Source organism: Longimicrobium sp., assembly GCA_036377595.1.
GTDB lineage: Bacteria > Gemmatimonadota > Gemmatimonadetes > Longimicrobiales > Longimicrobiaceae > Longimicrobium.
Map to the genome: position 1 here is coordinate 1 of DASUYB010000057.1, position 26,389 is coordinate 26,389.

Consider the following 26,389-nt stretch of genomic DNA (forward strand, 5'->3'; position numbering starts at 1 on the left):
CGCCAAACATCCCCGCGTCCCCGCGGCTCCGCGTGAGAACCAACATCCATGGAGACGAGCGGAAAACAGGGGTCAGCCGACCAGCTTGTTCACACGGAGCAGGGACCCGGGGGTCGGCACATGATGGTTCACGATGCGCTGAAGCCCCTCCTTCATCGTTGCCGCGCCGAAGTTGATGAGCAGGCCGACATGCAACCCCAGCAGCCGCAGATAGGTAAGCACCTGCTTCCCGTGAACGGGGGCCAGTCGCTCCACGGACTTCAACTCGACCACGACTCGATCTTCCACCAGAAGATCGGCGCGACATACGTCCTCGAAGCGCGTTCCCTCGAACTCGAACGAGATCCCCCGCTGCTTCTCCACTTTCAGGCCGCGCTTCTCCAGCGACGAGGCCAGCACCACCTCGTACACGGACTCCATCATCCCCGGACCGAGCTCCGTATGGATCCGGTACGCACAATCCACGATCATCCCGGTAATCTCGTCGATCTCGCGCACGTGAAACCTCCGTGTGTGAGTTCTCAGCGGGATCACCCCTCGTCCAGCCCGTACTCGCGGATCTTGCGGGTGAGGGTGTTGCGGTGCACGCCCAGCACCTCCGACGCCTTCCCCAGGTGGCCGCGCACCAGGCGCAGCACCTCGCGGATGTGCAGCCGCTCCACGTCGGCCAGGGAAAGGTCGGGCGCGTAGCCGGCCAGCGGCGCGCCGGAGACGGCGTCCTCGGCGGGCGGCGGGCGGAGGTCGTCGAGCGGGAGATGCTCGGGGAGGAGGACAGCGCCGTGGGCGAGAAGGACGGCGCGCTCCAGCACGTTCCTCAGCTCGCGGATGTTTCCCGGCCACTCGTGCTCGTGCAGCCGCTCCATCACGCTGCGGGCGATGCCGCGCACGTCGCGGTCGTAGCGCGCCGCGTGCAGCGCCACGAAGTGCCGCACCAGCAGGTCGATGTCGCCCCCGCGCTCCACCAGCCGGGGAAGCTGCAGGGTGACGACGGCCAGGCGGAAGTACAGGTCCTCGCGGAACGTTCCTTCGGCGATGGCGGCGCGCAGGTTCTTGTTCGTCGCCGCGACCACGCGCACGTCGACGGGAATGCGCTCGTCGCCGCCCACGCACTCGATCTCGCGCTCCTGCAGGGCGCGCAGGATCTTGGCCTGCAGCGCCAGCGACATGTCGCCGATCTCGTCCAGGAGCAGGGTGCCGCCGCTGGCCCGTTCGAAGCGCCCCACCTTGCGCGCGATGGCGCCGGTGAAGGCGCCCTTCTCGTGCCCGAAGAGCTCGCTCTCCAGCAGGTTCTCGGGGATCGCCGCGCAGTTCAGCGCCACGAACGGCCCCGCCGCGCGCGCGCTGTTGCGGTGAATGGCCCGCGCCACCAGCTCCTTCCCCGTCCCCGACTCGCCCAGCACCAGCACCGTCGCGGGCGAGTTGGCCACGCGGCCCACCATGCGGAACACCTCGAGCATGGCCGGGCTGGCGCCGATGGCCGCCTCGTCCTCGCCGTCGCCCAGGTCGGCGGCCGAGACGGGGAGCACGTCCTCGGCCTGGAAGACCTCGCGCAGCGCGCCCTCCAGCTCGCGCGGATCGGGCGGCGAGGCGAAGACGCCGAGCACGCCCAGGCGCGAGGCCTCGACCATCATCTGCATGGTCGGCCTCGAGGCCAGCAGGACCATGCTCCCCGCCGGCGTGCCGGACTCGGCGATGCGGCGGACCAGCGCCAGGTCGGCCGCGGGGAGGTCGAGGGAGAGGACGAGCGCCGCCCAGGGGCCGCCGCGGAGCTGCTCCAGCCCGTCGCCCAGGGTGGCGGCGGCGCGGACCTCGGCGCGCGCGCCCACGGCCTGGCGCACGGCGTCGGCCACCGCGGGGGCGGGTTCGATGACCAGGACTGCGGGACGGGGCACGGCCTCGGCGCGCGGCGGTGGGCGGTGGGAACGCCAGCTTGCTGGCGAACGGTGAGGCGGGAATCTGCGCTGTTCTGCAAAATGGTGCAACGGGTGAGGGGTGCCCAGTGCCCAGTGCCCAGTGCCCAGTGCCCAGTGCCCAGTGCCCAGTGCCCAGTGCCCAGTGCCCAGTGCCCAGTGCCCAGTGCCCAGTCGTCGAGACTCGGGCGAGAAAGATCTTGTCTTGCGAGGATGGAGCGGGGCCGGGGGGTGCCCTGTCCCCCGGCCCGCGGCCGACCCGTCCAGTATCTGTTCGCCCCTGGTTCATGAAATCGGGGGGGTGCTGCCACTGCCAGACCGTGCATCACCCGATCGCGGGCGGACCGGCCGCGCTCCTTTTCTCCCTAGCGGTACGCCTTCGACGCCTGCACCGCCGCGTACGCGTCGGCGTATCCCGTCCCCTGCTCCCACAGCGCGTAGCCGGGCTGCGGGCGCGCGGTGTTGGTCAGGATCGACGAGACCTGGTCGGGCGTGAGCTTGCCGTTCGCCGCCTCCTGCATCAGCGCCACCACGCCGGCGATGTGCGGCGCCGCCATCGACGTCCCCGACATGCAGGTGAAGTCGTCGAGGTTCTGGAAGCCGATGTTGCAGGCGTTCAGGTCGCTGGTGATCCCCAGCGGCGCCACCACGCCGGTGTTCGAGCGCGCGGAGACGATGCGCACGCCGGGCGCGGTGATGTCGGGGTGCTGCAGCGGGTCGCCGGGAACGCCGCGCGACGAGAAGCCCGCCAGCACCGGCGCGCGCCCGTTGGCGTCCACGCACTGCGACGCGGAGTTGGTGGGGTCGAGCACGAACAGCTTGCACCCGGCGGCCACGCTGATCACCCACGGGGCCACGCTCTGGTAGTTCATGGTGTTCTGGTCCGGCCCGTCGTTCCCCGCGGCGAACACCACGGTGATCCCCGCGTCGTGCGCGGCCTTCATGGCCTCGGTCACGGGGTCGGTGGGATCGAAGTCGCCGGTGCCGCCCCACGAGTTGTTGACCACCCGGATGTTGTACTGCACGCGGTGGTCGATCATCCAGTCCACCGCCTGCAGCACCGAGGCGAAGACGATGTGCAGCCCCTCGCCCGCGGAAAGCCCGATCAGGCTGGCGCCCGGGGCCACGCCGCGGTACGCGCCGAAGCTGCTGCCGCCGTTCCCCGCCGCGATCCCGGCGACGTGAGTCCCGTGCCCTCCCGTGTTGTCGGTGTTCGGCAGATTCTCCACGTACAGCTCGCCGCCGGGACGCGGGAGCGAGGTCGTGTCGTCGGTCAGGTAGAAGAAGTTCAGCGTGAACTTGACGTTGGCGACGGTCTTCGCGGGATACGCCACGTCGGTGTTCAGCCCGTTGATGCCGCTGTCCATGATGGCGATCCCGACGCCCTTCCCCGTGATCCCGCCGGCCCACACCTGGTCGGCGCGCAGCGACTGCGTGCTCTCGCGCAGCAGCAGCGGCATCACCCGGTTGGCGTAGACGCTCTGCACGCCCGTGAGCCCCGCGATCGACTGGATCTGCGCGGGGGTGCCGAGGGTCACCAGCATCGACAGGTTGCGGAAGGTCATCACCCCCGCGCCCAGGCGCAGCACCTGGTTGGTGATGGCCAGCGGGGTGGTCCGGGCCGCGTCGTAGTTGACGATGGCCACCAGCTTCGTGGTCGGCAGCGCGGTGGCCAGCTGCGATGTCAGCAGCGGGTCGATCCGCGGCCCGCCCGCGAGCGTCGCCAGGCGCGCGCCGCCGGCGGGGGGCGTGGAAGCGGTGGGCTGCGCGTCGTTGCAGGCGGCCAGCGCCAGCGCGGCCAGCGGAAGGAGAAGCGTCCGTCTCATCGATTCGTCAGTCCGTCTCGTTGGTCGTCTGTGGCGGCCGCCGCCCTGGTGCGGCGGCCGTATCGCCGTTCATCGAAATCCCCTGCTTCTCCTACCGCCGCACCGCCATCACCGCCGCGTAGGCGTCGAGGTAGCCGGCACCCGCCTCCCACTCGCCGTAGCCCGTCATCTTCCGCGCGTTGCGGGTGATCGCCCGGTAGACCTGGTCGGGCGACAGCTTCCCGCGCGCGGCCTCCTGCATCAGCGCGATCGTCCCCGTCACGTGCGGCGCGGCCATCGACGTCCCCCCCATGCAGGTGTAGTAGGGGACGAACAGCTGGGGGATGGCGCAGTCGAGCGCGTCGGCCGGCAGGTTGATGGCGTTGATGGGGGTGCCCGTGCTGGCCCGCGCGGACACGATGTTCACCCCCGGCGCGGTGATGTCGGGGTGATACAGCGCGTCGCCGTGGATGCCGCGCGACGAGAAGTCGGCCAGCATGCTGGCGCCGGCCGCGCACTGCGCGGCGGAGTTGGTCGGGTCGGGGGAGACCGTCTTGCACCCTGCGGCCACGCCGATCACCCACGGAGCAACGCTGTACGGGTTCAGCGTGTTCTCCCCCGGCCCTTCGTTCCCTGCGGCGAAGACCACCGAGATCCCCGCCTTGTAGACTTCCTTCGTGGCCACGTTGGTGGGGTCGAGCGGGTCGAAGGTGCCGCTGGAGCCCCACGAGTTGTTGACCACCTTGATGTTGTATTTCGCGGCGTTGTCGATCAGCCAGTCGAAGCCGGCCAGCGCCCAGAACACGAACAGCGTCTCGCCCGCGCTGATGCCCACCAGGTTGGCGCCCGGCGCCACGCCGGTGTACCGCCCCGACGACGAGGCGCCGCTCCCGGCCGCGATCCCCGCCACGTGCGTCCCGTGCCCGCCGGTGAGGTCGGTGTTCGGCAGGTTCTCCACGAACAGGTCGGCCGCCACGGGCGTGGGGTCGGGAGACATCAGGTCCTTCATGCTCCCCATGAACTTCACGTTCTGCACGAGGTGCTCGGGATAGTGGACGTCGGGGTTGAAGAGCCCGTCCACGCCCGAGTCGAGGATGGCGATGCCGACTCCCCGCCCCGTGTAGCCCGCCACGCGCGCGAGGTTGGCGCGGATGCTGGGGACGCTCTCGGCCAGCATCCACTTGAGCTGGCGGTTGGCGTAGAGCGACGCCACGCCGGGGACGGCCGAGATCTGCGTGAGCTGCGCGGGGGTGGCCAGGGTGGCCACGATCGGCAGGTGGCGGAAGCGGATGATGCCCGCCCCCGTGGCGCGCACCGCCTGGGCGACGGCGTCGCCGTTGGCCGTGCTGTCGTACGTCACCAGCACCTCGAGCTGCTCCAGCGGGCCGGCCAGCGACAGCGCCGAGCCCAGCACCGGGTCGATGTCGACCCCCGGGGCGAGCGACACCGCGTTCAGCCCGGCGGGCACGCGGCTGGGTCCGAGGGGTTCCTGGTCACCGCATCCCGCGGCCATCACCGCGAGCGCTGCCAGGGCGAGCAGGCGCTTCATCCATCCTCCTGTGTGTCACGTGGCCGAGTACCGTCCACCCGCACGGCGTTGCGTTCCGTGCCCAGCGACAGGGCAAGCGCGGGTCCACATCACGGCACACCTGCACCGCAATGGTGAAATCGTCCCCCACCCGCTCGTCACCGATCGCCCCCGCGCGGGTGTCGAGGATTCGACCAAGTTGCTACGGGTGAACGACTTGGACGTTCGGTCGCAAACGGGTGGGGATCACTGAAAGGTGAGACGGAATGGCGATTTCAGAGGGGTGGAGCGAGGTGATTGTAGCAGATTGCAGCAGATTCGATCCGGGCGTTTTCACAATTCTGGTGAAACATCCCATACCATTCTGGTGAATTTCACCCTGCGCCACAAAATGTGATCGCGGGCACGATGAATGCGCAGGGCCGACGGCATGCGTACACAGCCGGTAAACCTTTGATGCGCAAGCGGATGGACACTCAGGCCGACGCGCCCGCCGCCGATCCCGCCGCCGCGGACGACCCCGTTCTCCCGCTCCTGGAGTCCGCCGCCGACGCCTACCGGGCGCACGACGCGGCGCTGCGCGGCGAGCTGGCCGTGGCGCAGGCCGACGCGCGCTCGGCCGCCGACGACGCGGAGCGCCGGCGCGCCGAGGCCGACGCCGCGCGGGCGGAGGCGGCGCTGCTGCGCGAGCAGATCACGCACGCGCGGAGGGAGCTGGAGAGCGAGCACCGCGCCTTCGAGCGCCAGCGCGAGCGCGCGGAGACGCTGCGGCAGTCGCTGGCGGCGGTGCACCGCGCGCTCTTCGGCGGCAACCTGTACGACATGATCCTGCGCGCCTGCCTGCAGATCACCGGCGCCACGCGCGGGGTGTACGTGACCGCCCGCGCGGGGGGACGGATGCGGGTGCGCTCGGCGGTGGAGGTCGACGGCTATCCGCGCGAGGACCCGTCGGCGTTCGTGCAGGCGCTGGTGCGGCGGGTGGCGGAGCGCGGCGAGCCGCTGGTGTGCAACGGCGGCACGGAGCACGGCGTGGACGGCATCGATCCGCCGTCGTCGCCGGCCGAGCGCTTCCGCAACCTGGTGGCCACCCCCGTGGTGCTGATGCAGGACCTGGACGGCGTGGTGATCGTGGGCGACAAGCAGGCGGGGCGCTTCGATCCCGAGGACGTGGAGACGCTGATCTCCGTGGGCAACCAGGCCGGCGTGGCGGTGGAGAACCGGCGGCTGCAGGACGCGCTGCAGCGCGCGTACGTCTCCACGGTCAGCATCCTGGCCGACGCTGTGGAAGCCAAGGACCCGTACACGCACGGCCACTGCGAGATGGCGTCGCGCTACGCGCGACTGGTGGCGGAGCGGATGGAGCTGCCGCAGCAGGAGCAGGCGCTGGTGTGCTACGCGGCGCTGCTGCACGACGTGGGGAAGATCGGCGTGAGCGACGGCGTGCTGCACAAGCCCGGGCCGCTGCTGCCGGAGGAGATGGAGCTGATGCGCGCGCACGTGCGTGTGGGGCACGACCTGCTGCGCAACGTGCCCGTGCTGGAGCCGGTGGCCGACGTGGTGCTGCACCACCACGAGCGCTTCGACGGCGACGGCTATCCCGACGGGCTGCGGGGCGAGGAGATCCCGCTTCCCGCGCGGATCGTGGCGGTGGTGGACGCGTACTGCGCCATGATCACCCGCCGCGCCTACAAGGAGGCGTACACCGAGGACCACGCGCGCGAGGAGATGCGCCGGTGCGCGGGAAGCCAGTTCGACCCGCACGTGGTCGACGTCTTCCTGCAGGTGCTCGACACCCCCGCGGCCGGCGATCCGGACGAGGACGCGTGGGCCGAGTGCCTGGTCCTCCCCGGCCTCGCCGACCGGGAGCTGCTGCGCAAGGCATTGTAGAGAATCTCACACGGCACGGAGACACAGAGAAAAAACGAGGCACGGAGAACCGATCGCGGTTCTCTGTGCCTCCGTGTCTCTGTGGTACCAAGTCCGGGCGAAGTATTGGTGCATCCAACCGAATCTCGTGCTGACGCGATGATAGATCCTTCGGCCTGCAAACGCTTGCGCAGACGCTGATTACGGTCTGGCCGGCCTCAGGATGACGTCAGCGCGGGATCAGTCGGGGTGCAATCAACAGTGTTCCCGGATTTCGTAGAGATCTCCCGGTTCAGCGGCAGCCGCGGGCGCGCTTGGTCACGTAGAGCGCCCGGTCGGCCTCGCGGACCAGCTCGTCGGGGCCGGCCAGCTCGGGGCGGTACTCGGCCACGCCCTCGCTGATCCCCACCAGGTCCAGCAGCCGGCGGCGGACGCGCTCGGCCAGCGCCCGGGCGGCCCCGGCGTCGCCGCCGGGGAGGATGGCCAGGAACTCGTCGCCGCCGTAGCGCACGACGACGTCGCTGCCGCGCGCCTCGGAGCGAAGCACCTCGGCCACCCTGCACAGCACGCGGTCGCCCGCCGGGTGCCCCTGCTCGTCGTTCACCGCCTTGAAGCCGTCCAGGTCCATCACCATCACCGCCAGCGGGTCGCCGCGGCGGGCGGCGGCCCAGGCGTGCTCCATCACCACGTCCATGTGGCGGCGGTTGGCCAGCCCGGTCAGCGAGTCGGTGAGCGACAGGCTGCGCACGCTCTCGATCAGCCGCACGCGCTTGAGCGCCATCTCGGCCTGCAGCGCCAGCGCGCGCATCACGTCCCAGTCCTCGGGCTCGAACACGCGGTCCTCGCGGCGCTCGGTCAGCACCAGCAGCGCCTCGTCGGCCACCGGCACGTGCGCCACCTGCGCCGTGGCCGGGTCGCCGAAGAGCGGCGCGGCGGCGGTGCACAGCCCCTCGGGGCGGGTGTCCAGCGCCAGCAGCAGCCCCGGCCGGGCGAAGCGGTCGTCCCAGAGGATGCAGGGGCGATACTCGGTGGAGGGCGCGCCGGGGCGGGCAGGCGCGCGCAGGAGCCCGCGCTCGCGGTCGCGCACCATCACCATCGAGGTGTGCGCGCCGATCATGCGCAGCGCGTGGCTCGACAGCGTGTGGAACACCTCGTCCTCGGTGTCCGCGGCGTTCAGCGCCTCGAAGTAGGCGATCAGCTGGTCGGGAAGGCGCTGGCGCTTGGCCTCGCGCACCCGCTCCTGGCGGAGCGCGGCCACGCGCGCGCGCGCCTGCGCCAGCAGGTCGCCCTCGCCCACGATGGGCAGGCGGCAGGTCCCCGACGCGGCCAGCAGCACGCCTTCCTCGGGGCCCGACTCCAGCAGCAGCACCAGGTCCTCGCCGTCCACGCAGGGCACCGGGACGGTGGCGGTGGACGACAGGGCAAAGCGCGGCCCCCGCTCGTCGCCCACGGGCGCGCGCGTGCCATCCGCGATCCACCGCGTGGGCGTGGCCATCAGCACGCCCAGCGTCCGGTCGTCTCCCCGCCTCAGCCGCATGGAAATACCTCCATAAGAAAGGCGGGAGAATCCTCATCGAAACCGAGAATCCACCCGCCGGAACACCGAGCTAAACCGTTACCTTTCAGGAAGATTGGAAATATATCACTGTTCCAGAAATGAGTCAATCGGTGTCCCTGCGGAAGGACGCGGATCGCAATGGAGCGCGCATCTGCGGCCTCTTTGCTGGAAAAATCGGGAGACGCGCCGGGCGCGCGAGGCGGCGGCCGAGGGGACCCTCAGCGGTCATGGCAGACGAGTGGAGAGGATTCCAACGCGCCGGGGCATGCTCGTATCCAACGGGGCTCACCTCCACCCGATCCGTCCATGCGAATCCGAATCCGCCGCCGCGCCATCCTCGCGAGCCTCCTCGTCCTCTTCGCCGCGACCACGTCCCGCTGCGGCACGGTGCCGTCCGGGCGCGGACCGTCCCCCACGTGGGACGGCGGCGGGGAGGTGGTCGTGCGCGGGGAGATGGCGCGCGTGGCGGAGTTCCTCCGGCGGCAGAGCGGCTTCGGCTATTCCGGGTCGGTGCTGGTCATGCGCGGCGACACGGTCCTCCTCCGCGGCGCCTACGGGCTCGCCGACGCGGAGAAGGGGATCCGCTATCACCCCGGCACCGTGTTCGACATCGGCTCGCTCACCAAGCAGTTCACCGCGGCCGCCATCCTCCGGCTGGAGATGGACGGCCGGCTGCGCGTGGGCGACTCGATCGCGCGCTACCTGCCGGGGGTGCCGGCGGACAAGCGTGGCATCACCATCCACCAGCTGCTCACGCACACGTCGGGGCTGCAGTCCGACTATCCCTACGCCTCCAGCGAGGCCGACCAGACCGAGTACGAGGTGGTGGGCCGCGACAGCGCCGTGCGGCGGATCCTCGCCACGGAGCTCGAATCTCCCCCCGGCGCCCGGTACTCGTATTCCAACCCCGGCTACGTGCTGCTGGCCGCCATCGTCGAGCGCGCCGGCGGGATGCCGTACAACCGGTACCTGCGGACGAAGCTCTTCCGCCCCGCGGGGATGACGAGCACCGGCTTCTGGGGCGACCTCTCGGGCGTTCCCGACTCGCTGGTGGCTCGCGGGCACGACGAGCTGGGGCGGGTGGTGCACGACCCGATGCGGCGCTCGCCCGACACTTGGTTCGACCGCGGCGGGGGGATGGTGCTCTCCACGCTGCCGGACCTGGCGCGGTGGATGGCGGCGCTGCGCGGCGGCCGCGTGCTGTCGCCCCGGGCCACGGCGAAGCTCTTCCACCCGTGGGTGGCCGCGACGTACCCGTACCCGCCGACGGAGGCGTACGGATACGGGTGGTTCCTCGGCGCGTCCGGCCCCGGCGGCCCCACGTCGATCCACCACGGCGGCGACTACCTGGGCACGGGCGCGCAGGTGCTGCTCCTCCCCCGCGAGAACCTGCTGATGGTGACGTCCTCCAACGTGCGGCACGACCTGTATCCCACCCGCAACCGCGTCGACCGCGTGATCCCGCGGATCCTGGCCGGCGAGACGGTGCCCTTCCCGCCCGCGTTCGTGGGATTCGACTCCGTCGCCGCGGCCGACACGGGGCGATACCGGCTGCCAACGGGCGGAGGCGTGGTGGTGCGCCTGGAGCGCGGGCGGATGTACGTGGGCGCGGAGGGGCAGGACGCGGTGGACCTGCTGACCCGCGCGCCCGACAGCCTGCGCGCGGTGCGGGCGGAGCTGTCGCGCGCGGCGGGCGCGTTGCTCGAGGGCGCGTGGCGTGGAGAATTCGCGCCCCTGCAAGGCTACTCGGGGAGGGAGCCGGTGGCGGAGCTGGGGAAGGCGATCCAGGACTACCTGCACGAGATCGCGCCCGGCGGGGCGCCGCTGGAGCGCGTGGAGGTGCTGGGCACGTACGCCACCGGCTTCCCCGCCCGCGGGTCGCGGGAGAAGACGCGGCTGCGCCTGCACTACGGCCGCACGGTGCTCCCGTTCTTCATCCACTGGGCCGGGCGCGCGCTCCTGGCGGCCGACACCACCGCGCGCGACCTGGCCGCGCGCATCCCGCTGCAGCGTGCCGGCGACGAGCGCTACGCCGGCTGGGAGATCGTCGAGACCACGCCCGTGGAGCTCACCTTCTCGCGCCAGGATGGACGGGCGATCGAGGTCCGCGTCCAGCGCGATTCCACCCTCGCCGTGGCCCGCCGCGAGACGCCGTGAGCGAGGCGGGGAGACGACGGAGGCCCCGCAACCGGCCGGTCACGGGGCCTCCCGGGGCGATGTGCCGCCGGCGCTCGCACCGCCGCCGTCACCCGCTCCCGCCGGCGACCCGGACGCGGGCGTCCTGGTCGGTGTTGTTGACGATCTCCATCCCCGCCCGGATGCCGCTGGTGGTGCCCATCGTGATCTCCTCGCGCTCTGTGGGTGATGCGCTGTACCGCGCCGGGTTCGATCTCCTCATCCGCCCGCGCCACCGGCGACGCGCACGCGGGCGTCCTGGTCGGTGTCGTTGACGATCTCCATCCCCGCGCGCACGCCGCTGCCGATGCTCATCCTCGCCTCCTCATGGTGATGGGTGCCGGCGGCGTCATCCGGTGCCGCCGCCGGCCACGCGCACGCGCGTGTCCTCGTTCGTGCCGTTGATGATCTCCATCCCCGCGCGCACTCCGCTGCCGATGCTCATCCTCGCCTCCGGAAAGGTGGGTTGCCGCCGTTCATCCGCTGCCGCCGCCGGCCACGCGGACCTTGGCGTCCTCGTCCGTGCCGTTCACGATGTCCATCCCGGCGCGGATCGCGGTCGTGGTATCCATCACGTCCTCCGTTGAAGTGGTGACACTCAGCCGCTGCCGCCCGTGACGCGGACCTTCGCGTCCTGATTGGTGTCGTTGACGATGTCCATCCCGGCCCGGAGGCCGCTCGTAGTGCTCATGCCGTCCTCCTCGCTGCGTGTCGAGATGATGGGCCGCCCTATCCGGCTCCGCCGCCCGCGACCTTCACCTTCGCGTCCACGCTGGTGTCGTTGGTGATGTCCATCCCCGCGCGAACGCCGCTCGCCGTGTGCATCGCGATCTCCGTCGACCGGGTGATATCAGCCCGGGCCGCCGCTGGAGCCGACCTTGTACTTCGCGTCATCACCCGTGTTGTTGGTGATGTCCATCCCCGCCCGCACCGCCGTCGTCATGTGCATCGTGGCCGTCCTCCGCTCAAGGTGATCGTCAGCCCTGCCCGCCGTTGCTGACGCGAACCTTCGCCTCCTGGTTCGTGTCGTTGATGATGTCCATCCCCGCCCGCACCGCCGTCGTCGTATGCATCGTGCCCGTCCTCCGCTCGAGGTGATCGTCAGCCCTGCCCGCCGCCGGTGACGCGGACCTTCGCCTCCTGGCTCGTGTCGTCGATGATGTCCATCCCCGCGCGAATGCCGCTCTGCGTGCTCATGTCGCCTGTCCTGGCTGGAGGGTGATGGGCGGACAGCGCTCGCTGCGCTCAGCCCTGGGGACCGCTTGAGGTGACCTTGTACTTCGAGTCGTCTCCGGTGTTGTTGGAGATGTCCATCCCCGCCCGGATGCCGCTGGTGGTGCGCATGGTGTCCCTCTGCGTCGAGGTTCCGCGTTCGCTCGCTCTCTGAACCAACGACCATTCGACACGCGTCGCGCACAGCGGAACGCCGCGATGGGACGAGGCGTGGAAAGCCGGATGCGGACCGCGTCGTCATCCACACGAGCGGGATCGGCGGACGGACGAAAAACGGCCCCGCGGCGTGAGACCGCGGGGCCTTGCTCGTCCGGACTGCGTCGTCGCGCCTACCTGCCGGGCGATACGGGTGCGACGCCGATGGCGGCGTAGAGCCGGTCGGGCTCGTACACCACGCCGTCCTTCACCACCAGCCGCGTGCGGCGGATGTCGGAGATGCGCGCGGTGGGATCGCCGTCCACCAGCACCACGTCGGCCAGCTTCCCCGGCGCGATGGTGCCCAGCTCGCCGTCGCGCTTCATCACCTCCGCCGCGCCCAGCGTGGCGATGTACAGCACGTCGGCCGGCGGGATCCCGGCCTCGGCATACAGCTCCAGCTCGCGGTGCAGCTGGAACCCCGCGAGCGCGTCGGTGCCCGCCACGATGCGCACGCCGCCGCGGTGCATCAGCGCCACGATCTGCATCATCCGGCGATAGCTCTCGCGGTAGCGCGCGTCCATCCCCTCGGGCACCGGCAGCCCGCCGGAGAGGAGGCTGCGCCGCACGTTCACCGGCAGCCGCGCCGCCACCGCCGCGAAGTCGGGCGAGATCTGGCCGGCGCGCGCGGTGAACATGCCCTCGAACGCGTTCAGCGTGGGGTCGATCACGATGTGCCGGTCGCGCAGCAGGGCGACGAAGCGCTGCACCTCGGGCGACGCCAGGTCCAGCCCCGCCGCCATCGCCGCGGGGCGGGTGAAGCGCGCCGGCGTGCGGGTGTCGATGGAGTCGCCCAGGAAGTTCAGCAGCAGGAAGTTGCCGTGCTGGATCTCGTCGATCCCCATCCGCACCGCGCGCTCCGCCGTCAGCGGCCAGGGGATGTGCCCGCTGACGCGCATCCCCAGCTGGTGCGCGCGCTGGACGATCACCGGCAGGAGCGTGGTGTCGAGCGAGCTGTAGACCTTGATCTGCTCCGCGCCCAAGCGCCGGTACGTCTCCACCGCGGCCGTCGCCTCCGCGGGCGTCGACACCTTGAGCCCCGTCGGGCCGGTGAACGGGCCGGGGCCGTCGATGAAGCCCGCCATGATCACCCGCGGCCCCAGCTGCTCGCCCGACGCCCAGCGCCGCCGCAGGTCCGTCACCACCGTGGTGTCGTTCCCCATGTCGCGCACGGTGGTGACGCCCGCGGCCAGGTGCATCAGCCCGTCGAGCGGGCCGTTGTGCGTGTGCATGTCCCACAGGCCGGGAAGGAGCGTCTTCCCCGCCCCGTCCACCACCTCCGCCCCCGCGGGGATGGCGACGGACGCCGACGGTCCCGCGGCGGCGATGCGGTTGCCGTCGATCACCACCGTCATCTCCGTGCGGCGGACGCGCGCCTGCGGGTCGAACACCGCCACGTCGCGGAAGACGAGCGGGTGCCCCGGACGGCGGGCGAGGGTGCGCGCCAGCTCCGCGTAGCGCCGCTCGTCGGCCGCGTCCTGCGCGCGGGTGAGCTGCGGGAGCGCGGATTCCCACCCCGCCTCCACCACGCCGATCCATCCGCCCCCGATCCCGAAGAAGCGGTTCTCCGGCGTCAGCCACAGCGCCGCCGGCTCGAACCCCAGCCCGGCGATGCGGTACTGCGTGACGGTGCGCGTCCGCCCGCCCGCGCTCACCTCCAGCTCTCCCACCCGCTCGAGGGAGACGCGCCCGCCGGGGAGCAGCGCCAGCGCGTGCCCCGGCGCGGCGAGCAGCGCCCGCGCCAGCACGCCGTTCTCCACCACGTCGTTCATCGGCGCGAACCAGACGGGCCCGCTCACCGCGGTGTCGCCGCGCTCGGCCGTGCTGCGCCACGTCGCCCGGCCGTGGGAGAGCTCGTACCGCTCGTCCACCGGGTTCTTGTAGTAGTCGACGCCGGTGGTGTGCAGCATCACCGGCACCCCGCCGGGCCCGAGCCGGACGCGCGACTCCAGCTCCGCCCCGCGCCCGCGGTCGTTCAGCCGCGAGGTGAAGCGCAGCTCGCCGTCCGGCATCGCCCACGCCTTCACCTCGCCCGCGTGCCGCTCGCCGAACACGATGGTCCAGCGCGAGGTGTCGGGAGATGCGGGCGACTGTGCGCGGAGGAGATCGCCGCGGACGGCCAGGCCGCACAGCGCCACGAGGAGGACGGCGGGACGGTTCATGGAGGAGATCGGGAGCGGGTGAAGGCGGAAACGGAGCGGAGAATCGGGTCAGGGGGATTAAGCTGCGATGCGGCGAAAGAATCAAGACTGTTGATGATGAGCCACGGCGCACGCGATCTTGATCGCGCGCGGCAGGTGGGCGACGTCATCGCCATGCGACGATCGCACGCGCAGACACCAGCACGCCGTCCGCCTGGATCACATCCCCGCTCGATCTCCATGCACACCCACGCAAAACCGCCCGGGCCGCAGCAGCCCGGCGATGCGCAGGCGACGCAGGCGCCACGATCTCCCGTCCGCTCTCGCGCGGACGAGGCGGAGGTGGTGCCCGGCCGGCTCGCGCACGACGTGCTGGGCCAGGCCGGGCAGCCGCTGGACGAGCCGACGCGAGGCTCGATGGAGGCGCGCTTCGGCCACGATTTCAGCCGCGTGCGCATCCACAGCGACGACCACGCGGCGCGCGCCGCCGACTCGCTCGGCGCCCGGGCCTACACCGTGGGACCGAAGATCGTCTTCGCGCGCGGCCAGTACGCGCCGGGAATGAGCGGCGGACGCCGGCTGCTCGCCCACGAGCTGACCCACGTGGTGCAGCAGGGCCGCGCGCCGGCCGATCCGCGCGTGGTGGAGCCGGCCGGGTCGCCCGCCGAGCACGAGGCCCGGGCCGTGGCCTCGGCGGTCGCGGGCGGCGCAGGACGGGTCCGCGTGGCCGCCGCCTCGCGGGCGATCAACCGCGACGTCGGCTGGGCGCGGCGCGGCCCGATCCCCGACGCGTACGGGATGGGGTACAACGACATCCTCAAGGCGGCCGGCGCCTCGGCCGAGCCGGCCGTGCGCGACCTGGCCTCGCTGGAGACGGTGCACCTTCTCGAGCCCGACATCGCGAGGTTCTGGGCCCTCCCCGCCAGCCGCGCCGACGCCGTGCTGAAGCTCGAGCCGCACGCGGCCGGCACCGGGTGCGAGAAGTGGTTCCCCAAGCTGCGCGCGCTTCCCAGCGGCTCGATGACGCTGGCCGATCCGTACGGCGGAACCTCGTCGGTCAAGGCGCACTTCGTCCCGGGCCGCACCGCCCGGAAGGCACTGATCATCGGCGGCGTGCACAACAAGACCGAGCCGCAGGGCTCCGAGGTCGTCAACCGGCTGCTGACGCTCCTCACCACGCGCGCCGCGGCCGGGAAGAAGCCGTTCTTCACCGTCGTGCTCATCCCCGACCTCTTCGCCGCCACCCGCTACGACTCCAGGAGCCCGCGCTGGATCAAGGGCGGGATGGGGCGCGACGAGACGGGGACGCTGGAGAAGAAGCGCTCCGTGGAGCCGAACCGGAATCTCCCCCTCCCCGGCGAGGACCTGGCCGCCGCCCGCGCACGGGGGGCGGGGAGCGCAACGGCGCCGGAGCTCGTCTTCCAGGATCCCGCGAAGCCGACGGCCGCCCCGCGCGCCGCGCACGACACCAAGGGTGCCGGCAAGGGCGGCACCAGCATCCGCATGCTCCCCGAGACGCGCACCCTGGTCGCGCTGATCGAGCATCTCCAGCCCGAGCGGATCGCGAGCGTCCACGCGCACAGCCTGAAGCAGACCACCGGCGACGCCCCGGGGATCTTCGTGGACCCCCGCGGCGTGGACCCCACCACCGGCGCCGTCACCGACGCCGCGAAGGCGGCGGAGGACGACCGCCTGGCCACGGCCATGGTCACCCAGGGACGGAGCAAGTTCGGCACGGGGGTCACGGGAACCGACGACCCCTTCGTCGGCAACGCCCCGGGAACGTCGAAGGCGAGCGTGCGCTACGCGTCGGGCGCCCACGCGGAGGGCAACTCGCTGGGGATGTGGGCGCCGGTGCCGGTGGCCTCGGGGGCGGGGGCGCGGCCGGGGATCACCACCGTCACCATGGAAGTGCCGCAGTGGACCGACGCCACCAAGCTCGACAAGATCGAGACGCTCGACAGCGAGCTGCTGGCCGACATCTTCCTGGAGGACCCGGCCACCGCCACGCCGTCCACCGGGCCCACCAGGCCGTGACGGGGCAGATGGAGACGGTTCGCTCGCCGCGGCGGTGACCGCCGGCGCGTCCGGACTCGACGATTCGAATCACGAACGACGGCCCCGGGTCCGGAAGGATCGCGGGGCCGTCTCGCATCCCCTGCGACGGGAGACGAGGCGCGGCCGGTTGCGCGAGCCGGCCGCGCGACCGAGTGTGAACCTGGCACCGTTCGCCCGGCGCGACGAGACAGTGCGCCAGGCAGCAACCGGCCCGGTTTCGCGGGAGACCCCGATGGCAGCCGACTTCCTCCTGTACGGATCGTACGGATACACCGGGCGCCTCATCGCGGAGCGGGCCCGCGAGCTGGGGCTCACCCCGCTGCTGGCGGGCCGCGACGCCCTGGCGCTCGCGGCACAGGGCGAGGAAACCGGCTTCCCGCACCGCGCCTTCGCGCTCGACGACGCGGCGTCGCTCGACGCCGCGCTGCGCGAGACGGGCGTGGTGCTCCACGCGGCCGGACCGTTCTCGCGCACCGCGGCCCCGATGGCCGAGGCGTGCCTGCGCACCGGCAGCCACTACCTGGACATCACGGGCGAGATCGCGGTGTTCGAAGCGCTCGCGGCCCGCGACCGCCCGGCGCGCCAGGCGGGAGTGATGCTGCTGCCGGGCGTGGGCTTCGACGTGGTCCCCTCCGACTGCCTGGCGGCCCACCTGAAGCGCCGCCTCCCGTCGGCCACGCACCTCGCGCTGGCCTTCCAAGCGGTCGGCCGGCCGTCGCGAGGCACGCTCACCACCATGGTGGAGAACGCGGCGCGCGGCGGCGCGGTCCGCCGCGGCGGTCGCATCGTCGCCGTTCCCGCGGCATGGCGCACGCGCGAGGTGGACTTCGGAAGCGGGCCGGTCACCGTCACCACCATCCCGTGGGGCGACGTCTCGACCGCGTACCACAGCACCGGGATCCCCGACGTCGAGGTGTACACGCGCGTGCCCCGGGGGCAGCGCCGGATGCTGCGCGCCACCCGGCGCCTGGGTTGGCTGATCGGCTCGCGGCCGGTGCAGCGCATGCTCCGGCGCGCCGTGCGCCGCGGGCCGCCGGGCCCCACGCCGGAGCAGCGCGCCCACGGACTGAGCCTGCTCTGGGGAGAGGCGGAGGACGGGCAGGGCCGGCGCGCGGTGTCGCGCCTGCGGGCGCCGGAAGGCTACACCCTCACCGCGCGCACGGCCGTGGAAGCGGTCCGCCGCGTGCTCGCCGGCGAGGCTCCCGCGGGCTTCCAGACGCCCTCCCGCGCCTACGGTGCCGACTGGATCCTGGGATTCGAAGGCGTGGAGCGGACCGACGTCGAATGAAGTCCGACCGCAACGATGAGTGATGATCGCGCAGCATCGAACGATCGTCCACCGGCAGCCTCAGGGGATTCGGGCGCTCCAATAGGAAGTGCGGCTCCACGGATCCAGTGTGCATTCCGACATCCTCAACAGAATGACTCACACGGAGGAAACGGAGGTAACGGAGGAACTGAACGCGATCGGAGTTCCTCCGTTTCCTCCGTTTCCTCCGTGTGAGATTCTTCAGTTCAGGAGCATGGGAATGCACGGTAAATCCTGAGAAACGGTGTGATATGATACGGCAGGACACCCGTCGGGACACCAGCAAAAGCCGAAGGCCCCGCCGCCCAAATGGGCAGCGGGGCCCAAGTCGTTGTACCGCGAGAACGGAGGCGGAGGGGCTCATCCGGCTGCCGCGATTGATTGTGCATTCCGATCGGCTGATGCCGGGCGGCACCTGGGGAAATCCAGGGCATGCGTTCGAGCGACAGGCGGCCTGTGGCTCGGGAGCCGGCCACAGATTCCTCAGGCGCCACAACTCTGGCGTGGAGGACAGGGCGGCGCAGCGCCTTCGGAATGACATTCCGTTTCTTCCTCCAACGCACAGTTGATCCGGAGACTCGGTATCGAACTTCCAGGCGATCGCGAACCTGCGCAATCCGGGAGAAGGTGCGGGGGGCATCTCCCGCACTGTGTGAGTGCGAACCCGCCGCCGCACCCCGCCGCGAGGCCGGAAAACCCGCGCCGCCACAGTGCGCAATCGGGGAGAAGGTCCACCCCCGCGGCTCGTGTAAGCTGGTACCACCAACCGGACCGACCCGGAGCCCGACGCGGCTCGGGCGAACGGCCCTCGCGATGCCGAGGGGGGTCGCCGGAATGGCGTCGGAAGGGCTCGCCGGGCAGCCGCCCCCCGATCCGCCGCGCGTACCCCGTCGCGTGTCAAACCGTCCGAACCCCACGAGGAGGGCACGATGTCGATCAATCCGTACCGGAACGAATCGCTGATCCAGATGGAGACGTACGAGACCGACCCGGCGCGCGCCGACGCCCTGGTGGCGCAGGTCCGCGCCAAGTGGGCGGTGCTGCGCGAGCGGGGGCTGGCCGGTGACTACCCGGTCGAAGTCCTGCGCAGCGCGGGTCAGAACGGCCACCCCATCAAGGTGGTGGAGATCTTCAAGTGGCGCTCCCGGCAGGCGCAGGCCGAGGCGGCCACCTCGCCGGAGCTGCGCGAGATCCAGACGAACATCACCACCCTGTCGTCGAGCGCGCAGGCTACCGACACGCTCACCGGCGTGGTCCGCGGCTTCAACACCAACTTCCCGCCGATCGGAGGGGTGGAGCTGCTCAAGGGCGTGTGCTCGTGCCTGCTGAGCATCGACGGGATGGTGGAAGACTATCCCATGAGCGTGAAGAACGGGATCGTGCTGATGCACCGGAGCCCCCGGATGGACCTGGACGGCGACGGGCGCAACGAGATGTACCTCAAGATCCTCATGCACGGCGGCGAGGTGATCCAGGCGGCGCTGGGACCCATCCGCGTGGAGCAGAACTTCGCCCGACCCAACGACGGGCTGGTCAAGTCGCTGGGCGAAGGCGACAACGACTTCCCCGCCATCGGGATCTGGCGGGTGTCGTGGAAGATCCAGACCGCCATGGGTGCCGTGCTCACCGACCCCGACCAGCCGCTGGTCTTCGGTCCGGCGCTGGTGAACCACTACCCGCCGGTGGGAACGCACTTCCACGCGGTCACCGGGCCGGTCAAGCTGGTGCTGGAGCGGACCGGCGAGACGGTGGGCCGGCTGGTGCCGGGTGAGCTGACGGCGTTCGACATCGTGGTGTCGAAGGACGACGAGATCTTCGCCGACATCCTCAACACGCCGCCCGACGACATCTTCGAGATCTGGGAAGCCAACCGGCACCGCGTGCACGTGGCGGTGGACGAGAAGGAGGCGCTGCCCGACCTGGCGCCCTCGCTGGTGGCGACCGTCTGAGCGCAGCAGGGGCACGGCGGAAACGCCGTGCCCGCGGCCGAACCCACACACCAGGAAGGGGGCGGAGATGGGACGGACCCCACGGGCGGCAGAGCCGGGACGCAGCACGGCCGCCCGCGTGGGTCCGCTCCCTCCCACCCCTTGGCTGGCGCAGGTCGGCGCCTCGCTTCCCGCGGTGGGGCGCCTGCCCGCGCGCGCGGAGGTGGTGGTGGTGGGCGGCGGGGTGATCGGCGTGGCCGCCGCGTACCACCTGGCGCGGCTGGGAGCGCGGGCGCTGGTGCTGGAGGCCCGCGCGCCGGGCTGGGGGGCCAGCGGGCGCAACGCGGGGCTGGTGCTGGGCGCGCCCGCCACCCTCGACGGGATGCGGGCGGTGCTGGAGGAGGAGGGGATCGACGCCGGCTGGGAGGAGCTCGGCCACCTGGCCCTGGCCGCCTCGCCCGGGATGCTGGAGCGGATGCGCGGCGAGGTGGAGGCCCGCCCCCCGGCCGCCGCGCCGGTGCAGGTGCTGGAGCGGGACGAATGCGAGGCGCTGCTGGGCACCCCCATCGCCCCGCGCTTCGCCGGCGGGCGGTGGATGCCGCGGGCCGCGGCGCTCGACCCCGCGCGGTTCGTGTACGGGGTGGCCGCCGCGGCGCTCCGCCACGGGGCCGCGGTGGCGCCGCGCACCCGCGTGCTGGCGATCCGGGCCGCCGCCGGGGGGTTCGACCTCCGCACCACGCGGGGGAGCCTCCGCGCCGGGCAGGTGGTGCTGGCGTGCAACGCCCGCACCGGGCGGCTCTGGCCGGCGCTGGCCGGGGTGCTGGCCCCCGCGCGGGGGCAGGCGCTGGCCACCCGCCCGCTGCGCTTTCGCTTCGGCGTGGCGCTGGCGGTGGACTACGGGGCCGTGTACTGGCGGCAGACGCCCGACGGCGCGGTGGTCCTGGGCGGGTTCCAGCACCTGGACCCCGCGGCCGAGGCCAGCGGGCGCGAGGCGCTGAATCCCCGCATCCAGGCCGCGCTCGAGGCCTTCCTCCCCGACGCCTTTCCCGGGCTGGGGCGGGTGCGGGTGGCGTGCCGCTGGGCCGGGGTCATGGACCGCACCCCCGACGGCCGCCCGGTGCTGGGCGCGGTTCCCGGGGCGCCGGGGCTCTGGGTGGCGGCCGGGTTCGGCGGGCACGGGCTTCCCCCCGCGCTCGACGCCGGCCGGGCGCTGGCCCGCGCGCTGGGCGGGGGCGGCGTCCCCGAGGGGCTGCGGGCGCTCGACCCCGCCCGCTTCGGCGGGAGGGCGCCATGCTGAGCGGCGCGTTCGTCCCCATGCTGTTCCGCCGCGTGGAAGGCGCCGAGCCGGCGCGCGCCTTCGCCGCCCGGATGCTGGGGTGGCCGGAGGTCGGCGAGGGCCTGTACGACGCGGGGAACGCGCTGGTGGGCTTCGGCGTGCAGGCCGCGGAGATGGGCCCCGGGGTCTGCTCGCGCGAGAACCTGCGCCCGGTGGCCACGGGCGTGAACCCGGCGTCGGAGCTGCGGGTGGCCGCCGCCGACTTCGACGGCGCGGTGCGCCGGGTGGCCGGCGCGCTGGGGGTGCCGTGGGAAACGCTCTCGGCGTCCGTCCGCCACGACCGCGAGGGGTGCTCGCTCTCCTTCCACGACGCCACCGGCAACCTCACCACGCTGCTGCGTCCCCTGCGCCGCCCGCGCGCGGCGTCGGTGAACGGCCCGCTCCGGGACGCCGACGTCCCGGCCGTGGTGGAGGTCGCGCTGCAGGTGGCGGACCTCGCCCGCTCGCTCCGCTTCTACTGCGGGGTGCTGGGGGTGCCGGCGCTGCGGGTGGCGGAGCGCGAGGCGCGCCTGGACGCCGGCCCCCTGGTCCTGGCGCTGGTGGCGGAGGAGGAGCCGGGCGCGGTGGCCGGCCTGCGGCGGCGGGGGGCGCTGCGCGATTCCGTCATCTTCCGCGTCGCCGGGCTGGAGGACGAGGTCCGCGCGCTGGCCGGCCGCGGCGTGGAGTTCCCGCTGGGCGTGGAGGAGTGCGCGGCGGCCCGGCGCAAGGCCTTCTTCTTCGACCCCGACGGACACCGGCTGGTGCTGTGGGAGCCGCCCCGCGCGGCCGAGCCGGGCACCGCGGCGGCCGGATACCTCCCCGTGCTGGAGCGCATCGAGGCGCGGCACGCCGCCCATCCATCGTCCACCCCCGCCCTGGAGGCCCGATGAGCCTGAGACGCGCCCCCCTCCTCTACGTCTTCTACGAGACGAGCCAGATCCGCAGCCAGCGGGTGCTGTTCGAGTCGGTGATCGGCGTTCCCGTGATCGAGGTGGAGCCGCACCTGCCCCACCACCGCCACGGCGTCTTCAAGTACGACGCGGGCGGCGTGGTGCTGTCGCACAACATGTCGGGGCCCAGCCGCTTCCGCCCCGAAGACTCCGACGCGCTGGTGACGGTGTTCGGCGTGCCCGCCGGCTGGAGCGCCGAGCGGGTGCGCTCGGTGGGGCTGGCCGGGCGCGCCGACGGCCTATTCACCGACGCCGAGGGGCGCCACTTCCGCTTCGTGCCCCACGCGCGGAACACCCGCGCGGTGGTCGACGAGCTGCGGCTGACGGTGGACGACCTGGAGGCGTCGATCGCCTTCTACCGCGACGTGCTGGACCTGGAGCTGGTGGGACGCACCGGGCGCGCCGCGCGCTTCGCCACCGGCACGGTGCCCATCGGGCTGGAGGAGGGCCCCGCGGCCCCCGACGGGCGCCGGCCGCGCCGCCACTCGTACCTGCTGGTCTTCCACACCGCGGAGATCGAGGCGGCGCGCACCGCGCTGATCGAGCGGGGGCTGGAGTTCCGGCAGCCGCGCGTGGGGTTCAGCGAGATCGGGGGGACGATCCGCTTCGACGACCCCTCGGGGCAGCGCTTCTGCCTGTACGTGGCCTCGGAAGAGAGCCTGACCTGGGGGAGCGGCCCCAAGGTGCTGGAGCTGGCCGGCGGGCCCGCGGCGGCGCGCTGAGCATTCACCCTGTCCACGAAAAGGAGGCCCCGATGCTGGCGGATACGCGGGTGCTCTACGTCTTCCTGTACGTGCGCGACCTGGCGGCGTCGCGCGCGTTCTACGCGGACACGCTGGGGCTGGAGGTGATCGAGGAGGACGAGGGGTGCGTGAAGTTCGACGCCGGGCACGTGATCCTGGCGATCAACCGCGCCGCCGACTACGGGATCGTCCTTCCCGACATCAAGGACCACTCCACCGACGTGGTGTGGCTGGTCGACGACATCCGGCAGGCCACGGCCAACCTGGCCGCGCGCGGCGTGGAGTTCAAGCCGACCGACTGGTACCAGCCGGGCGGGATCGCCGACTTCTACGACCCCGACGGGCGCTGGCTGACCCTCTACCAGCCCTCGGAAGAGGCGCTCGGCTGGCCGAGCGGCGAGCGGCTGCGCGCGGTGATCGAGGCGCGCCGGAAGCGCAACGGCGGCGACACGGCGCAGCGCGCCTCGGCCGTGCCCGCGGCCGGCCAGGAGCCGCCCGGGCTGGCCGACGCGGAGCTCATCTACCTCTTCACCTTCGTTCCCAGCTCCCGGGTGGCCGAGGAGTTCTACCACGAAGAGCTGGGGCTGCGCGCGCTGGAGGGCGGGCCGTGCAGCCGCACCTCGGGCGGCGACGAGGAGGGGGTGGTGAAGTACGACACCGGCGGGATCCTGATCGCCACCCACCACGTGGAGCCGGAGCGCTCGCAGGAGGAGTTCGAGGAGCACCTCTGCCCGCCGCCCGAGCTGGAGGGGGGGAGGATGAAGGGGGTGGCGCCGGTGTTCCACGCCCCCGACGCCGAGGCGGCCGCGCGCGAGCTGCGGCGGCTGCGCCCGGAGCTGGAGCCGGTGGTCACCCGCGGGCCGGTGGGCACCATCGTGCGGGTTGACGAGCCCACCGGGCACCTGGTCTTCCTGTACGAGCCCTCCGAGGCGGCGCTCGACACGCCCAGCGGGCGGAAGATCCGCGAGATCCTCGCCCTTCCGCTGGACGCCCCGGCATGCGCGGCCTGAGCCCACCCCCCGGCGCGGGAGCAGCGGCCATGATCGCCTGGAACGACGAGAGCGGCGCGGCGGCCACCGCCGCGCCCCCCCGCGAGCTCACCTACCTGGAGGCCGTCCTGCGCGAGCGGGCGCCGGGCCCGCGGGTGCTGGCGCTGGGAGACGGCGGCGCCGCGGCGCTGGCGCCGCTGGCGGGGGCCGGCTTCGGGGTGGAGCCGGCGGGAGAGGAGGACGGCGACGCCTGGCCCGCCGAGATCTTCGACGCGGTGGTCTGCCTGGCGTGGCCCGCCGCCGCCCCCGAGCCGGCGCAGCGGCGGCTGCTGCGCCGCATCCGCCACCACCTGGCCGAGTGCGGCGTGCTGGTGATCGGGCACACGCCCGCCACCCCGCGGCCGTCCGAGGGCGGCGACCCGGCGGCGGTGCGGCGCGCGCGGCTCCTGGAGCTGGAGTCGCGCCACAGCGCCACCGCCGCGCTGCTCGCCCTGGTGCGGCTCTCGGGGTTCGCGGTGGAGCGCATCGACGCCGACTTCCTGGTCGACTACCCGGCCACCCCCGCCTCGGCCACCCTGCAGCTGGTGGCGCGTCCCCTGGCCGCGCCACCCGAGGCGCTGGCGGTGGCGTCGTGGACCACGCGTCCGGGGATGCGGCTGGACCTGCGCTACGCCCCCGAGGAGGCGGGGCTCCTGGAGCCCCGCCCCGAGGCCGTGTGGGAGGCGCTGGTGCGCCAGGCGGGGCGCGGCGGGGCCGGCGTGGTGGCCGGCTACCCGGTCGACGACCCCTACGGCGGCGTCCGCGCGGCACCGGCGGTGTCGCGCTTCTTCGGCGTGGAGCTGGCACCGGAGCAGCTCACCTTCGCGGCGGGGGTGACCTCGCTCCTGCACGACGCGGCACGGCTGGCCGACGGCGGCTGCGTGGCCGCGCCCGCGCTGGTGCACCCCGACCTCGAGGCGTGGGCGGTGGGGCACGGGAGCGAGGTGCGCCTCCTGGACGGGCCCGCCACCCTCGAGCGGCTCACGGCCCACCTCGAGGAGGTCCGCCCCGCGCTCCTGCACTTCGACCGCCCCGACTTCACCGGGCGCTTCCTGGCGCTCCCCGAGGTCGAGGCGCTGGCGCGCGCCGCCGCGGCGATGGGCGCGGCGGTGGTGATCGACGAGAGCCCGGCGCCCTACCTGGGGCCCCGCGGGAGCGCGGCCACGCTGGCCAACCGGGTCGGCAACCTGGTGGTGCTCCGCGGCTTCACCAAGGCGTACTCGCTGGGGGGGATGCGGGCCGCCTTCGCGGTGGCCTCGCCCGGCGTGTCGCAGCGCGTGCGCGAGCTGGTGGCGCCCATGCAGGTGGGCGAGCTGGCGCTGGCCGCCGCGCTCCGCCTGCTCGACGCGGGCGACCTGTTCGGCGGCCTGCGCGCGCGCGTCCGCGCGGTGAAGCCGGGGGTGGTGGCGCGGCTGCGCTGGGTGGGGCTGGAGGTGATGGAGAACCACCGCGAGTTCCCCTGGGTGGCCGTGGCCGACCCCGGCGGCGCGGCGTCGCGCTTCCTGGAGGCCCGGGGGATCTTCGCCCTGCGCCCCGCGCCGGTCCCCGTCTTTCCCGAGCCCCGCCTGGAGGTGCTGCGGCTGACCGTTCCCCTCTCCGACGAGCGGCTGGCGCTCTTCGTCGAGCTCCTGACCGGTCCTCCGCGAGAGGGAGAGCCGTCCGCGCGGGACGCCTCCTCCTCCCCGGCGCCCGGAGGCCGTCCATGAGCGTGGCGGGCGGCAACGGCGGCGGCGACCCGTCCGCGTACGAGCGGGTGCTGGTGGTGGCGGCCCACCCCGACGACCCCGAGTTCCTCTTCGGGGCCGCGGTGGCCAGCCTGGTCCACCACGGCGCACGGGTGGGCTACGTGGTGTGCAGCGACGGCGCCAACGGCAGCCGCGACCCGGGCGCGCCGCGCGAGGAGATCGCCGCCGCGCGCGAGCGCGAGCAGCGCGACGCGGCCGCGGCGCTCGGCGTCGCCGACGTGGTGTTCCTGGGCTTCCCCGACGGGAGGCTGGAGCCCGGCGACGAGCTGCGCGGGGCCATCGCCCGCGAGATCCGGCGCTTCCGCCCCGACCTGGTCATCACCCACTTCCCCCGCCGGGCGCTCGACACCCCCATCGAGGCGTCGCACCCCGACCACGTGGCGGTGGGCGAGGCCGCGCTGGCGGCGGTGTTCCCCGACGCGGCCAACGCCCGCGCCCGCCCCGAGCTGCTGCGCGAGGGGCTGCAGCCGCACCGGGTGAAGGAGGTGTGGATCCCCGGCTACGAGCGCGCCAACCACTACGTCGACGCCACCCCCTTCATGGAGCGGAAGATCGAGGCGATCCGCCGCCACCGGAGCCAGGTGGAGGGCGACGACCCGCGCGAGTCGCTGGCCTGGGTCTACGGGTGGATGAAGTGGGCCGGGAGCCAGGGAGGCGTGGAGTACGCCGAGGACTTCAAGCGCATCCGGCTCTGATCCGGCCGGCGCGCGGCGACTCCATCGTCTCCGGGCGCCGTCCGGGATGGAGGGGATGTGATACGAAATCCGGGAATTTGGTTGATGCACCCGGACCGATCCCACGCTGACGTCATCCTGAGGCCGGCCAGACCGTAATCAGCGTCTGTGCAAGCGTTTGCAGGCCGAAGAATCTATAACCGCGCAGCACGAGGTTCGGTCGGACGC

General features: G+C 72.8%; 17 protein-coding genes. 11 read left to right on the forward strand and 6 right to left on the reverse strand.

All coding sequences use genetic code 11. From position 1 onward, the window contains the following. Positions 1 to 72: 72 nt before the first annotated feature. The 4 genes from VF092_08465 to VF092_08480 form a co-directional block, all read right to left on the reverse strand. Positions 73 to 498 carry a GxxExxY protein gene (locus VF092_08465; GenBank protein HEX6747321.1) on the reverse strand — a complete coding sequence of 142 codons (426 nt, stop codon included), beginning with the start codon at positions 496 to 498 and terminating at the stop codon, positions 73 to 75. 32 nt (positions 499 to 530) lie between these two features. Next, the gene (locus VF092_08470) at positions 531 to 1,892 is read right to left on the reverse strand and encodes a sigma-54 dependent transcriptional regulator (protein HEX6747322.1); all 1,362 of its coding nucleotides are present in this window, start codon (positions 1,890 to 1,892) and stop codon (positions 531 to 533) included. Between the two features lie 383 nt (positions 1,893 to 2,275). Then, entirely contained in the window at positions 2,276 to 3,736 is a 1,461-nt protein-coding gene (locus VF092_08475) for a S8 family serine peptidase (protein HEX6747323.1), read from the reverse strand. Between the two features lie 91 nt (positions 3,737 to 3,827). Beyond that, a complete protein-coding gene (locus VF092_08480) occupies positions 3,828 to 5,264 on the reverse strand; it encodes a S8 family serine peptidase (GenBank protein HEX6747324.1) in 1,437 nt (478 codons plus the stop codon). Between the two features lie 435 nt (positions 5,265 to 5,699). On the opposite strand from VF092_08480, the gene VF092_08485 reads away from it, so the two are divergent. Further along, positions 5,700 to 7,130, forward strand: coding sequence for an HD domain-containing phosphohydrolase (locus tag VF092_08485; protein HEX6747325.1), 1,431 nt, complete (start codon positions 5,700 to 5,702; stop codon positions 7,128 to 7,130). A gap of 271 nt (positions 7,131 to 7,401) precedes the next feature. Here the strand turns inward: VF092_08485 and VF092_08490 are convergent, their stop codons facing one another. Continuing rightward, on the reverse strand, positions 7,402 to 8,646 hold the full coding sequence (locus VF092_08490; GenBank protein ID HEX6747326.1) for a GGDEF domain-containing protein: 1,245 nt from the start codon (positions 8,644 to 8,646) through the stop codon (positions 7,402 to 7,404). Positions 8,647 to 8,973: 327 nt separating this feature from the next. Between VF092_08490 and VF092_08495 the strand changes: the two genes are divergently transcribed. Then, entirely contained in the window at positions 8,974 to 10,824 is a 1,851-nt protein-coding gene (locus VF092_08495; GenBank protein HEX6747327.1) for a serine hydrolase domain-containing protein, read from the forward strand. Positions 10,825 to 12,404: 1,580 nt separating this feature from the next. On the opposite strand, the gene VF092_08500 is transcribed toward VF092_08495, so the two are convergent. Further along, complete coding sequence (locus tag VF092_08500; protein ID HEX6747328.1) at positions 12,405 to 14,432, reverse strand: amidohydrolase family protein; 2,028 nt, start codon at positions 14,430 to 14,432, stop codon at positions 12,405 to 12,407. A gap of 219 nt (positions 14,433 to 14,651) precedes the next feature. Here VF092_08500 and VF092_08505 point away from each other — a divergent pair, with 219 nt between their 5' ends. From VF092_08505 to VF092_08545, 9 genes are all read left to right on the forward strand, one after another. Beyond that, on the forward strand, positions 14,652 to 16,448 hold the full coding sequence (locus tag VF092_08505; protein ID HEX6747329.1) for a DUF4157 domain-containing protein: 1,797 nt from the start codon (positions 14,652 to 14,654) through the stop codon (positions 16,446 to 16,448). A 253-nt stretch (positions 16,449 to 16,701) separates the two neighbouring features. Further along, positions 16,702 to 17,757: a saccharopine dehydrogenase NADP-binding domain-containing protein gene (locus VF092_08510; GenBank protein ID HEX6747330.1), complete on the forward strand. Its 1,056-nt coding sequence runs from the start codon at positions 16,702 to 16,704 to the stop codon at positions 17,755 to 17,757. 950 nt (positions 17,758 to 18,707) lie between these two features. Next, on the forward strand, positions 18,708 to 19,727 hold the full coding sequence (locus tag VF092_08515) for a hypothetical protein (GenBank protein ID HEX6747331.1): 1,020 nt from the start codon (positions 18,708 to 18,710) through the stop codon (positions 19,725 to 19,727). Between the two features lie 67 nt (positions 19,728 to 19,794). Continuing rightward, a complete protein-coding gene (locus tag VF092_08520; GenBank protein ID HEX6747332.1) occupies positions 19,795 to 21,003 on the forward strand; it encodes an FAD-binding oxidoreductase in 1,209 nt (402 codons plus the stop codon). Then, positions 20,997 to 21,911 (forward strand): VOC family protein, encoded by a 915-nt coding sequence (locus VF092_08525; protein HEX6747333.1) that lies wholly within the window; start codon positions 20,997 to 20,999, stop codon positions 21,909 to 21,911. Before VF092_08520 ends, VF092_08525 begins: the two co-directional genes overlap by 7 nt. Beyond that, a complete protein-coding gene (locus tag VF092_08530; protein HEX6747334.1) occupies positions 21,908 to 22,693 on the forward strand; it encodes a VOC family protein in 786 nt (261 codons plus the stop codon). Before VF092_08525 ends, VF092_08530 begins: the two co-directional genes overlap by 4 nt. Positions 22,694 to 22,725: 32 nt before the next feature. Next, the gene (locus tag VF092_08535; protein ID HEX6747335.1) at positions 22,726 to 23,724 is read left to right on the forward strand and encodes a VOC family protein; all 999 of its coding nucleotides are present in this window, start codon (positions 22,726 to 22,728) and stop codon (positions 23,722 to 23,724) included. 29 nt (positions 23,725 to 23,753) lie between these two features. Beyond that, positions 23,754 to 25,448, forward strand: coding sequence for an aminotransferase class I/II-fold pyridoxal phosphate-dependent enzyme (locus VF092_08540; GenBank protein HEX6747336.1), 1,695 nt, complete (start codon positions 23,754 to 23,756; stop codon positions 25,446 to 25,448). Continuing rightward, complete coding sequence (locus tag VF092_08545; GenBank protein HEX6747337.1) at positions 25,445 to 26,182, forward strand: PIG-L deacetylase family protein; 738 nt, start codon at positions 25,445 to 25,447, stop codon at positions 26,180 to 26,182. Before VF092_08540 ends, VF092_08545 begins: the two co-directional genes overlap by 4 nt. Positions 26,183 to 26,389 lie beyond the last annotated feature (207 nt).

Bases quoted from the DNA above. Each gene is read 5' to 3' on its own strand.
- VF092_08475 (HEX6747323.1), bottom strand. From the start codon at position 3,736: ATGAGACGGACGCTTCTCCTTCCGCTGGCCGCGCTGGCGCTGGCCGCC.
- VF092_08480 (HEX6747324.1), bottom strand. From the start codon at position 5,264: ATGAAGCGCCTGCTCGCCCTGGCAGCGCTCGCGGTGATGGCCGCGGGA.
- VF092_08485 (HEX6747325.1), top strand. From the start codon at position 5,700: ATGCGCAAGCGGATGGACACTCAGGCCGACGCGCCCGCCGCCGATCCC.
- VF092_08490 (HEX6747326.1), bottom strand. From the start codon at position 8,646: ATGCGGCTGAGGCGGGGAGACGACCGGACGCTGGGCGTGCTGATGGCC.
- VF092_08495 (HEX6747327.1), top strand. From the start codon at position 8,974: ATGCGAATCCGAATCCGCCGCCGCGCCATCCTCGCGAGCCTCCTCGTC.
- VF092_08500 (HEX6747328.1), bottom strand. From the start codon at position 14,432: ATGAACCGTCCCGCCGTCCTCCTCGTGGCGCTGTGCGGCCTGGCCGTC.
- VF092_08505 (HEX6747329.1), top strand. From the start codon at position 14,652: ATGCACACCCACGCAAAACCGCCCGGGCCGCAGCAGCCCGGCGATGCG.
- VF092_08510 (HEX6747330.1), top strand. From the start codon at position 16,702: ATGGCAGCCGACTTCCTCCTGTACGGATCGTACGGATACACCGGGCGC.
- VF092_08515 (HEX6747331.1), top strand. From the start codon at position 18,708: ATGTCGATCAATCCGTACCGGAACGAATCGCTGATCCAGATGGAGACG.
- VF092_08520 (HEX6747332.1), top strand. From the start codon at position 19,795: ATGGGACGGACCCCACGGGCGGCAGAGCCGGGACGCAGCACGGCCGCC.
- VF092_08525 (HEX6747333.1), top strand. From the start codon at position 20,997: ATGCTGAGCGGCGCGTTCGTCCCCATGCTGTTCCGCCGCGTGGAAGGC.
- VF092_08530 (HEX6747334.1), top strand. From the start codon at position 21,908: ATGAGCCTGAGACGCGCCCCCCTCCTCTACGTCTTCTACGAGACGAGC.
- VF092_08535 (HEX6747335.1), top strand. From the start codon at position 22,726: ATGCTGGCGGATACGCGGGTGCTCTACGTCTTCCTGTACGTGCGCGAC.
- VF092_08540 (HEX6747336.1), top strand. From the start codon at position 23,754: ATGATCGCCTGGAACGACGAGAGCGGCGCGGCGGCCACCGCCGCGCCC.
- VF092_08545 (HEX6747337.1), top strand. From the start codon at position 25,445: ATGAGCGTGGCGGGCGGCAACGGCGGCGGCGACCCGTCCGCGTACGAG.